Annotated in this window: 6 protein-coding genes; 3 read left to right on the forward strand and 3 right to left on the reverse strand. The window is 59.1% G+C overall.

Annotated elements, in window-relative coordinates; all coding sequences use genetic code 11:
* Nucleotides 1–15 precede the first annotated feature (15 nt).
* Nucleotides 16–1,164, reverse strand: coding sequence for an acyl-CoA dehydrogenase family protein (locus VH599_13560; GenBank protein ID HEY7349335.1), 1,149 nt, complete (start codon nt 1,162–1,164; stop codon nt 16–18).
* A 271-nt stretch (nt 1,165–1,435) separates the two neighbouring features.
* Between VH599_13560 and VH599_13565 the strand changes: the two genes are divergently transcribed.
* Nucleotides 1,436–1,960: a hypothetical protein gene (locus VH599_13565; GenBank protein HEY7349336.1), complete on the forward strand. Its 525-nt coding sequence runs from the start codon at nt 1,436–1,438 to the stop codon at nt 1,958–1,960.
* Between the two features lie 177 nt (nt 1,961–2,137).
* The gene (locus VH599_13570; GenBank protein HEY7349337.1) at nt 2,138–5,866 is read left to right on the forward strand and encodes a homocysteine S-methyltransferase family protein; all 3,729 of its coding nucleotides are present in this window, start codon (nt 2,138–2,140) and stop codon (nt 5,864–5,866) included.
* Between the two features lie 92 nt (nt 5,867–5,958).
* Here the strand turns inward: VH599_13570 and VH599_13575 are convergent, their stop codons facing one another.
* Nucleotides 5,959–6,699, reverse strand: coding sequence for an SDR family oxidoreductase (locus tag VH599_13575; GenBank protein ID HEY7349338.1), 741 nt, complete (start codon nt 6,697–6,699; stop codon nt 5,959–5,961).
* 475 nt (nt 6,700–7,174) lie between these two features.
* On the opposite strand from VH599_13575, the gene VH599_13580 reads away from it, so the two are divergent.
* Entirely contained in the window at nt 7,175–9,802 is a 2,628-nt protein-coding gene (locus VH599_13580; GenBank protein HEY7349339.1) for a methyl-accepting chemotaxis protein, read from the forward strand.
* A gap of 111 nt (nt 9,803–9,913) precedes the next feature.
* Here the strand turns inward: VH599_13580 and VH599_13585 are convergent.
* Nucleotides 9,914–11,315: ABC transporter permease (locus tag VH599_13585; GenBank protein ID HEY7349340.1), on the reverse strand; the 1,402-nt coding region annotated here is incomplete at its 5' end.

Below are 11,315 nucleotides of genomic sequence, written 5' to 3' on the forward strand. Positions count from 1 at the left end.
TCCAACCTTTGGCTGTTATCCGGCAAGATGCTTGGCGATCAGCATTCGCTGCACCTCGCTGGTGCCTTCGCCAATCTCATGCGCTTTGACATTGCGATAGTAGCGCGAGACAGGATATTCATCCATAAAGCCATAGCCGCCGTGAATCTGCACAGCCTGGTCGGCGGCTCGTTTGGCTGCTTCGGAGGCAAAGAGCTTTGCCATCGCCGCCTCTTTACTATAAGGTCGTTCCTGCATATGCAGCCACGCAGCCTTATAATACATCAGCCGCGCAAGCTCGATCTCCATCGCCATATCGGCCAGCTTAAATTGGATCGCCTGGAAGGCGCTGATGGGCTTGCCGAACTGCTGGCGTTCACGAGCATATTTCAGCGATTCATCCAGGCACGCCTGCGCCAGACCCACACTCATGGCCGCAATTGCCACGCGCCCGCCGTCCAGAATCTGCATAAACTGACGAAAACCTTCGCCACACTGGCCCAGCGTCTGCTCTGCCGGTACCTGGCAATCCTCAAAGGAGAGTGGACGGGTGTCTGAGGCGCGCCAGCCCATCTTTTTGAGCGGCTTGCCAATATGATACCCTGGCGTTCCCTGGTGAACGATGATATTGGTCACTTCCGGGCGGCCATCGGGCCGTCGTCCGGTGGCTGCCGCAATCGTCACGCCTGCGGACATATCCGTACCGGCGTTCGTAATGAACATCTTGGACCCATTGATACGCCACTGCCCGTCGCGCAGTTCCGCGCGCGTCTGCGTGCTGCCGGAGTCGGACCCCGCGCCTGGCTCGGTCAACCCGAACGACCAGAGTTGTTTGCCCTGGACCAGCGGCGGCAGATAACGCTGCTTTTGCTCTTCCGTTCCAAAAAGAGCGAACGGCATGCAGCCCAGCGAGACATGCGCCTCCATCGTAATGGCTACCGAGGCGTCGCCACGCCCGATCTCTTCAAGCGCCAGGCAATACGAGAGAAAATCAGCCCCAGCGCCGCCGTACTCTTCGGGGAACGGCAGCCCCAGCAGGCCAAGTTCGCCCATCTGGCGCACAATATCATACGGAAACTCGCCGGTTCGGTCCATCTCTTCGGCGCGCGGTTGAATGACCTCTTCGGCAAATGCGCGCGCCGTCCTCTGAATCTCCATCTGCTCGTCGCTGAGCGAGAAGTCCATCACCATAGCTCCTTTGCTAGCTGCGAACACAGGCGGGCGCCAGTGAACTCCCAGGTGGCGCTCACACCCGGTCATGACCGATTATAGCATACCTCTGCTGCATACGCAGCAAGATAGGGGCCGCTAAAAACCCGCTGGTAGGAACCGCCAGGCGGGCTTGATAGCTGAATGCTCTTGCCTTACAATAGCAGGGGAAGCGCGAAAAGCGCGCTGGCGGCACGCACCAGAGTGGCTGCTAAACAGAAAGCCCCCAGGCAAGGAGCAACGAGCCATGTTTGGGCAGAAACAGAAAAACCTTTTCTTGCGTGGCATGGGCCTCTTGCTCGGCCTGGCTACGTGCGTAATGATGCTGGAAGAGTTCGTGTTCCAGCCGGACAAGGCTGTGATCGCTTGGACCGTGCTCACTGCTCTGGTGGTCACGGGAGGACTGTTCTTTGCGATGCCGCTAGCATTTAAGGAACAGGAACCGGCAAATCGCTGGTACCGCGCCGCCTATTTGGTGGCCTGGATACTCAGCGTCCTGACTGGAACGGTGTGTATCCTCTTGGCGGTAGTCTGGGGAATCACAGGACAGCTTCCGGCTATCGGTGGTATTTTGCTGCTCATAGCAACGACAGTGGGCATGGCAGGTTGCTTGGTGGCTGGAGGGTTGGCAGCGATTGGCTATATTGCGCAAGGCAATGAAGAAACCAGGCAATGGTCCCGTTCTTGGGGCCAGAGGAACGGCAGGGCGAGAGCCGGATCAGCAGGAGATGGGGGATCAACAGACTCTGCCAACAGCCGACCTTTGCTGTGAAACTTTCGCAATGCTATAATGCTCTAAGAAATCCTGATACTACGCGAAGAAGCAATCTCATGGAGGGCAGCGCCCTGCTTGCTGCGCTCCATCCTTTTGCCGTTTGCGCCAGTTTCAGACTATCGTTTTGGGCCACGTAGCGGGGACGAGTGGAATAGGGAGGAGAAGTATCTAATTATGAGCAGCAACCACAGCACACAGCATCACAGCCGCTTCTTACAAGAACTTCAGCGCCGCGTCATCATCTTTGACGGCGCAATGGGTACCAACATCCAGAACTATCATCTGGGGGCAGCCGATTACGGCGGCGAACGCACCGAGGGCTGCAACGAATATCTGGTCATCACCCGGCCCGACGTTATCGAAGAAATCCACAGCGGCTTTATGGAGGCTGGCTCCGATGTGCTGGAGACCGATACCTTCACCGGCAGCCGGATGAAGCTCGACGAGTATGGACTGGGCGAGCGCACCCGCGAGATTAACCTTGCCGCCGCGCAGCTTGCCCGCCGCGTCGCTGACCGCTACAGCACGCTCGAAAAGCCGCGTTTCGTCGCCGGGTCCATCGGCCCCACCGGCATGCTGCCATCCTCCGATGACCCCGCGCTGAGCAATATCACCTATCAGCAGCTAGCTGAAATCTTCCGCGAGCAGGCTGCCGCGCTCATCGAAGGCGGCGTTGACCTGCTGATTATCGAGACCAGCCAGGACATTCTGGAGGTGCGCGCCGCCATCGCGGGCATTCGCCGCGCTTTCAACGACCTGGGGCGCACGCTGCCCATTCAGGCGCAGGTGACGCTGGATACCAGCGGGCGCATGCTGCTGGGGACCGATATTGCCGCCGCCATGACCATCCTCGTCAACCTGGGGGTGAACGTGGTTGGACTGAACTGCTCCACTGGCCCGCAGCATATGCGCGAGCCGGTGCGCTATCTCGCTGAGAACTGCCCCCTGCCGATCTCGACGATCCCCAACGCGGGCATCCCGCTCAACGTGGGCGGTAAAGCCGTCTACCCGATGGAGCCAGCGCCAATGGCCGAAGCGTTACGCGAGTTTGTCGAAGAACTTGGCGTCAACATCGTGGGAGGCTGCTGCGGCAACACCCACGAACACCTGCGCCAGATCGTCCAGGCGGTCTCCGGCGTGACGCGCAAGCCGCGCCCGGCGCAGAACGGCCACGCTACCTCCGGTGCTGGGGGAGTCCCTGAACAGGGATCTGGTGGCCGCTGGCCCGCAGCAGCGAGTGCATTCGCCAACGGCGGGGGCGCAGTTTTAACTACCAGCGCCCCCTACGTCGCCAGCGGCATTCATGCGGCCCCGCTGATACAAGACCCGCCGCCGCTGCTGGTCGGAGAGCGCGTCAACAGCACCGGCAGCAAGAAAGCCAAACAGGCGCTGCTAAGCGATGATTACGATACCCTGCTGGCGATTGCCCGCGAGCAGGTGGAGGGTGGCGCGCATACGCTGGATGTGCAGGTGGCCCTCACCGAGCGCAGTGATGAAGCCGAGCAGATGCGCCGCACCGTCAAAAAGCTCTCAATGGGCATCGAAGCGCCGCTGGTCTTCGACTCCACCGAGGCCAACGTCATTCAAGCCGCGCTGGAGAGCTACCCTGGCCGGGCCATCATCAACTCCATCAACATGGAGAATGGACGCCAGCGCATCGAGGCAGTACTGCCGCTCGCCAAAGAACACGGCGCCGCCGTAGTCGCGCTGACCATTGACGAAGAGGGCATGGGCAAAACCGCCGAGCGCAAGTTCGAGATTGCCAGGCGCATTTACCAGATTTGCACAACAGAATATGGCCTGCGGCCCGACGCGCTGATCTTCGATACGCTGACCTTCCCTGTCACCACCGGGCAGGAGGAACTGCAAAGCGCCGCCGTCGAAACAATTGAAGGCATACGGCGCATCAAAGCCGAACTGCCCGGCGCGCTCACCATCCTGGGCGTCAGCAACGTCTCCTTTGGCGTGGCCCAGCACGCCCGCGCCGTCCTGAACAGCGTCTTTCTCTTTCATGCCGTTCAGGCCGGGCTGGACGCGGCCATCGTCAATCCAGCGCACATCACGCCCTACGCTGAAATTGACGCTGAGCAGCGCGAACTGGCCGACGACCTGCTCTTGAATCGGCGAGCCGATGCCCTGCCGCGCTTCATCGAGTATTTCGAGCAGCACGGGGCGCAGAAGAAGGAGCAAGAGAAAGCCGACCCCACCGAAGGCATGACGACTGACGAGAAGATTCACTATCAGATTCTGCACCGCAAAAAAGAGGGCATCGAGACGCTGCTGGATCAGGCGCTGCTAGAGCGGCTGGCCCGTTCAGACGATGAAGGCTTTGGGCCGGAAGCCTATCAGGATTTAGTAGCCGCGCGCAAGCCTACCGCCGAACTCTCCCAGGCTGCCGTAACAATCTTGAACACAGTCCTGCTTCCGGCCATGAAGGATGTCGGTGATAAGTTTGGGGCGGGCGAACTGATTCTGCCCTTTGTCCTGCAATCAGCCGAAGTCATGAAGCGCGCCGTAGCGCATCTGGAACACTTTCTGGAGCGCAAAGAGGGCTATACGAAGGGCAAAGTCGTGCTGGCAACCGTCTTTGGCGATGTGCATGACATCGGCAAAAATCTGGTCAACACCATTCTCTCGAATAACGGCTATACCGTCTATGACCTGGGCAAGCAGGTGCCGCTGAATACCATCATTGACAAAGCGACGGAGGTACAGGCCGACGCCATCGGCCTTTCCGCCCTGCTGGTCAGCACCTCTAAACAGATGCCGCTCTGCGTACAGGAACTGCACAAGCGCGGGCTGCGCTTCCCCGTCATCGTGGGCGGCGCGGCAATCAACCGCGCCTATGGCCGGCGCATCATCTTCGTGGGCGACGACGACCAGAAAGCGCCCTATGAATCGGGGCTGTTCTATGCCAAAGACGCCTTCGAGGGGCTGGAGATCATGGATAAGCTCTCCGACCCACAGAGGCGCGAATCGTTTGTCGCGCAGATCAGGCGCGAGGCCATCGAAGCTGCCCAGAATGCTCAGCAGGCCGCCGAAAGCAGAGCCAACGAGGCCGCGAGCAAACCGCAGGCTCCAGCGGTCATCGCGCTGGACCGCAGCCGTTTCGCGCTCGACACGCTGCCAACGCCGCCCTTCTGGGGGCCGCGCGTGCTGGAGCGCATCGGGCTAGAAGAGGTGGCCGCGTGTATGGACCTCAACACACTCTATCGCCTGCACTGGGGCGGCAAGGCGCATGGCGAGGAGTTCAAACGGCTGGTCCGCGAAGATTTCGAGCCGCGCCTGGAGCGCATGCTGCGCGAGGCGCGCCAGCGGCGCTACATGGAGCCAAAAGCCGTCTACGGCTATTATCCCTGCCAGAGCGATGGCGACGAACTGATTCTTTACGACCCGCAGGACCATAACCGCGAGATCGAGCGTTTCACCATGCCGCGCCAGCCAGACCAGGAGCGGCTCTGTCTGGCTGATTACTTCGCTTCGGTGGCATCAGGGCGCAAGGATGTGGTCGCGCTGCAAGTCGTCACTGTCGGCCAGAAGACAACCGACCTGATTGACGAGCTACAGGCCAGCGGCGACTACTCCGCCGCCTACTACATTCACGGGCTGGGCGCAGAGATGGCCGAGGGTATGGCCGAATACGTCCATCGTATTGTGCGCCGCGAACTTGGGCTGTTGGCAGAGCAAGGCAAACGTTATAGCTGGGGCTATCCGGCCATCCCCGAACTGGAAGATCACGTCAAAGTATTCCGGGCGCTGCCGGTACGCGAAACCATCGGCGTCGATCTGACTATCTCACACCAGCTTGTGCCGGAACAGTCCACCGCAGCCATCGTGGCGCATCACCCCAGGGCGGTCTACTTCAGCGTTCGCCAGGCCCGCGAGGCAGCGCCAGCGATCTAATCTCACATCTCGGCGCATATCACTTGTAGCGCCGCCTTCCAGGCGGCAAGTCGTCTAGCCGCCTGGAAGGCGGCGCTACAGACGGCAGGCGTTCATTCGCCTGCATGATACGTCTTGAAGGGCCAGAGGCTCATCTCCTGAGTCCAGGCGCTGGGCGGCTGTTGCAACAGAAAGAGGATCGCATCTGCGATGTCTTCGGGGCGCAAATACTTTGCGCCAGGGCGAGGCATCCAACCTTTGCGCTGTCCTGAGAAGCCCGTCTCGGCTATGCTGCCGGGCATGATCGTCGTCACCCGGATATTCAGGTCGCTCACCTCAGCGGCCAGCGATTGCGCCAGGCCATGCAGCCCGAACTTGCTGGCGCAATACGCCGCCATGTTCGGATAGCCCTGCTTGCCCGCGCCCGACGAGATCATGATAATATGCCCGCTGCGCTGCTCCTTCATCGCTGGCAAAACAGCCTGCGAACAAAGAAACGGACCAGTCAGGTTGACATCCAGCGTGCGCCGCCATTCTTCCACCGGCGTTTCTTCGACGCGGCTCACGGGGCCGCCAACACCCGCGTTGTTGACCAGCACATCAATCCGCCCGAAGCGTTCCAACGTCTGCGCAGCGATGCGCCGGGCATCAGCGGGACTGGCGACATCGGCGTCAAGCGGCTCACAGACCCCGTTGGCAGCAGTAATCTCCGCCGCCAGCCGGTCAAGATCAGTCCTGGTTCGCCCAACAGCTACCAGGCTCGCCCCCTCGCGGGCAAGCACCAGAGCGATAGCGCGTCCAGCGCCCCGCCCGGCTCCGGTCACAATAGCCACCTTATTCTCTAATGCTGGCATCGCTGGACCTCCTGAAGTGTATCGTGAGAACGTCTCTTCTCCTCACAGAGTACCGCGAAGGGGACTTCTGCGCAATGGGGAAGAGGCGCCTCTTCCCCATTGCCCCCATTTCAGCGCACTTTTTGCAAAAAACAATAGGACTGCTTTCCTATTGAAATAGATCATGACCGCGCCCTCGCGGAAGCAGGTTAGATGACTTCGCCCCAGGATAGTCCACCAGCAGCGAGCAGAAAGGTTCACGCTCGATAGCTTGCCGGGCATGATATACTCTTTCCAGCCTTACGGCCCATTGCTTGCCCAGCGTCTTGTAAACGCCCAGGTGAAGCGGGCGAGCAAGCTGAAAGCGCCTGGAAGAGCGCCCCTATTCCGGCGGCATGCTCTCAGGGGCCGGTGTATCATAAACCTATGAGCGCGGTTCTCACTATGCCACCGCGTACCTGATGCCAGACGGGACGAACTGATAGGGAGGTTTCCCATGCGCTCTCTACCGTATCGCAAACCATTCTTCTCAACCATCGGCAGCAAAGTGTTGATCGGTCTGCTGGTGGCAGCCCTCCTGCCTCTGATCGCCAGCATTCTCATCTCGCTGTTCCAGATGAATACCATGAACAGCCAGGCGCGCAGCACCAGCAGCACTGCGCTGATGACCAACGCCCAGCAGGCGTTGCAGACACAGGCCAGCAATATCGATCAGACCATCAGTAAGCAGATGCAATTGATCGCCAACACTACCCAGGAACTGGCAAATTACGCCGGGTATCTACTCTCCAACCCCGATGTTTTTGGCGCTGGAGTCTATGATCAGTTCGAGACGGTAGCTCAAGACCCAATCAAGGGTCAGTGGTATAACCCCGTCACCGATCCAGATAGTCTCTTCCTGCCCAACACGATCACCGAAATAACGCCAACAATGAAGCAGCAAATCAATATCCTGACCTACATAGATGCGGTGTTCAAGGCGCACTACGACCAGGACCAATATCCGACCTATATTGGTACCGCCCTCGGCATTACGCGCTATTACGCGCCAGATCCAAAGAATCCCAAGCATAATGCTGATTTAGCGCACATAGTACCCCCTGACTTTGATATTACCAAACGTCCCTGGTTTGTGGCAGCCAATCAAAAGAACGATCCCAAAAAGCTGCCAGTACTCACGTCGGTTTACTTTGATGCCACGGGTAAGGGTCTGCTGATTACCTCCGCTGCCCCGGTCTATGATAATAAAGGCCATTTTCTGGGCGCTGTTGGGCGTGATGTCACGCTGAGCAATCTCCTGAGCGCGCTTCCGGCGAAAATTGGTCAGAATGGCTACGCCTTCCTGGTTGGACAGGATGGTAACATCATCAGCATGCCAGACCAGGGCCAGCAGGATTTTGGCGTTCAACTGGCAGGCCCAGACAACGGACAGCGGCTGGACGTACCCCTGGATCAGCAGGTCAAGGATGCTACCACGTTCAAGCAGAACTTAGCCAAAGACAAGAGTGGCAGCGCGACTCTCACTCTGCAAGGGAATCCGAAGTATCTGGCCTTCGATCAGGTAGAGGGCATACCCTGGGCTGTGGTACTGGTCTTGCCAGAATCAGAGGTGCTGGCTCCGGTCGCCACCCTGAATACACAGCTTGATCAACAGATCACTCAGACACAACTGCTGAGCCTTGGGCTGGCGTTGGCCTTGATTGTCCTGGCAACCGCTATCGCCTATCTGCTCAGCCGGAATATCTCCCAGCCGCTGCTGGCAATTACCAACTCCGCGCAATATCTGGCGACGGGCCAGACCATGTACCAGAGCCAGGAGATGGCTGACTTGCAAGACAGGATGGCTCAGCGCCGCGACGAAGTGGGCGACCTGGCGCGCGCATTCGATGCCATTGATCGCTACTTCGAGGAGACCAGCCAGCTTGCCGACCAGATCGCCCAGGGCAATCTGGGGGTTCAGGTCCACCGCACCTCCGACCAGGATCGCCTGGGGTTGGCCCTGGAATATATGATGAGCTACCTCAATCAGATCCTTCAGGTGGCAACCACGCTTGCGGCGGGCGATCTCTCACATGACATTCAGCCGCGCTCCTCCAACGATGTGCTGGGCAATGCGCTCAAATATATGCTTGATGAGCTGCGGGGATTGGTTTTGCGGGTGCAGTCAACTGCGCGCGAAATCGAAGCAGCCGCAGCGGTTGTCTTGCAGCGGTCTGCCTTCCTAGTGGAAGCGTCCGAGCGCCAGATGGAGCAGATCATCCACGCCACAGACGAGGCCGGGCAGATGGCCGAGTCGAACCACCGCGTTGCCGAGGATACCTACACCCTGGCGCGGGTGGCGTACAGCGCGCGTGGGCATGCTCAGGCAGGCTATGAAGCTGTTCAACAAAGCATCGCTGGGATGAACCAGATACAAGAGGATGTCAAACTGACAACCAATCGCGTGGGGCAGTTGACACGCCGCAGCCAGGAAATCACCCGCGTGGTCGAGGTCATTACCAACATCGCTCACCAGACCAACCGCCTGGCGCTCGACGCCGCCATCCACGCTTCGGCGGCTGGGGCTAATGGGCGCAACTTTAATATGGTCGCCACTAACATCCGCCACCTGTCCGAGCAGGTCAAGGAAGAAGCTGGTCAGATCTCGCATCTGATTCAGACCATTATCGAGGAAACGAACCAGGCCATTCAAGCCACCAAGCAAAGCCAGCAGCGAGTCTCCGAAGGGATGGGGCTGGCAAGCAATGCTGGAACGGCCCTGGAATCTATTGGCAGCGTGGTTGACCAGCAAAGCCAGTTGGTAGAGGTTATCAACCAGGTTGCCAAGCAACAGCGCGACACATCCGTCTTAGTCGCGCAGGAAATGCAGGCGGCTTCTGATATTACCAACCAGTACAGCGTCGGCACTCGTCAGACCGCCCAGAGCATCGAGCGCCTGGCTTATCTGGCGCGCCAGCTCAAAGAATCCATCGAAGCGTTCAACCTGCCGAGCAGCTATGGCATGGAGCCATCACAGAACATGGACCAGATCACTGGCATGAGCCTGCGCACCCCGGTACGTTCTGCAAGGCCCACGCCACTGCTTCCCCAGGGAAATCCGATGAACGGAAACAACGGGATGTAGCGCCGGGCGCTGCGCTTCTATACAGCGCCCACAGCAGGAGCGCGCTATAATTGGCGCGCGCTCCTGCTGTCTCAGAGAACTTCGCTCTCGCCGGGGGCTGTGCTGATTACTCTATTTTCGAGCATCCTTGTGCTTCAAGGCCAGTCCAATCAGCAAAATCATGACGATACTAATCACACCCATGACAATCCAGCAGAGAATAAGATGCTGCGTGGCGTTGGCTGGTGTATAGCTGGAGTACAGGGTAGAGTGATAGAGATAGCTATCGCCAAAGAGCCGATCCCCGCCAATCAGATCGCTATGCAGACCCAGCGAGGAACCCAGCCCTGACATGGCCCAGCGCAGCGGGAAAATCATCGCTACACTCTGCGACACAACATCCTTCAGTGGAACCACCACCCCTGAGAAGATGACCTGCGGCACGATTGCCACCGCCAGCAGACTCGCCGCCATGTCCTCATTCGCTGCCCAGGCAGAAACCACAAAGCCCAGCAGCACTCCCCCTATCCCGGCCAGCGCCAGCGTAATATACGTCTCTAGCAGCACAGGGAGAAAGATGCCTTGATGCAGCGGCTCAAAGAGGTCTACGATGACCACCATCGCCGCCATTTGCAGCAGGGTCAGCAGGCTAAAGACAATGAGCTTGGAGAGCATATAGGGCATGATCCCCAGATTCACCGCGCGCTCGCGCCGATAGACCGCCACCTCTTTGACGATCTCGCGCGAGCCACCAAGGAGACCAAAGAGGATTGGAATCAGCGACAGCATAAAGACTATCCGCTGCGCGTCGCCGTTATGCCCGGCCACCTCAAAATCTTGCAGCGCCTGGTTAGCGCCTCCGCGCGCCTGGGCGTAGGCGATCCCGTCTGGATTCGTCTGAAGGAATGTCAGCACCCGATCACAGGTCACAACATTACCCTGCGTGGACACGCCCTGCACTATCAGCACCTGGCCTGTCGCTGTGCGGATTTGCGGCTGGCATTGGATGATGCTGTCCCCATCCAGAATGCCAGGCCCCAGCCCAAAGCGAATCAAGACCATCAGCAGAATAGCGACCAGCGGCGCCTGCAAGAGCAAAACGAGCAGCGTAGGTACATCGTTTTTCAGCAGTTCCAGCCGACGCAGCGAAAGCAGGGAAAATTGTTTCCAGAAGCTGCCGCGCTTTGCCCGCTTGATCTCGCTGAGCGGCATAGTTCCAGCAGGGGCTGCGCTGGCTTCTCTGAGCGGCTGCGCCACATAGTCCTGATAGGCTTGAGAGACCTTGAAGCGCGCTTCAGCCTCTTCAGGAAGATTGGCAGCCTCGTCAGTCGCTTCGAGCGCCGTGTAAATCTCGGCAAACTCGCTCTTGCCGAAAAACTCCTTGGCCCCGTCGGGCGAGCCGAAGTAAGCGAGGCGTCCTCCCTGCGCCAGAAAGCACACATAGTCACACACATTGATGTTGTTGGTCGCATGCGTCACCAGCACAATCGTATGCCCCTTGTCCGCCAGCTTGCGCAAGAGCACCATCATCTTG

This window comes from Ktedonobacterales bacterium (assembly GCA_036557285.1).
Lineage (GTDB): Bacteria > Chloroflexota > Ktedonobacteria > Ktedonobacterales > DATBGS01 > DATBHW01.

Bases quoted from the DNA above. Each gene is read 5' to 3' on its own strand.
- VH599_13560 (HEY7349335.1), bottom strand. From the start codon at position 1,164: ATGGACTTCTCGCTCAGCGACGAGCAGATGGAGATTCAGAGGACGGCG.
- VH599_13565 (HEY7349336.1), top strand. From the start codon at position 1,436: ATGTTTGGGCAGAAACAGAAAAACCTTTTCTTGCGTGGCATGGGCCTC.
- VH599_13570 (HEY7349337.1), top strand. From the start codon at position 2,138: ATGAGCAGCAACCACAGCACACAGCATCACAGCCGCTTCTTACAAGAA.
- VH599_13575 (HEY7349338.1), bottom strand. From the start codon at position 6,699: ATGCCAGCATTAGAGAATAAGGTGGCTATTGTGACCGGAGCCGGGCGG.
- VH599_13580 (HEY7349339.1), top strand. From the start codon at position 7,175: ATGCGCTCTCTACCGTATCGCAAACCATTCTTCTCAACCATCGGCAGC.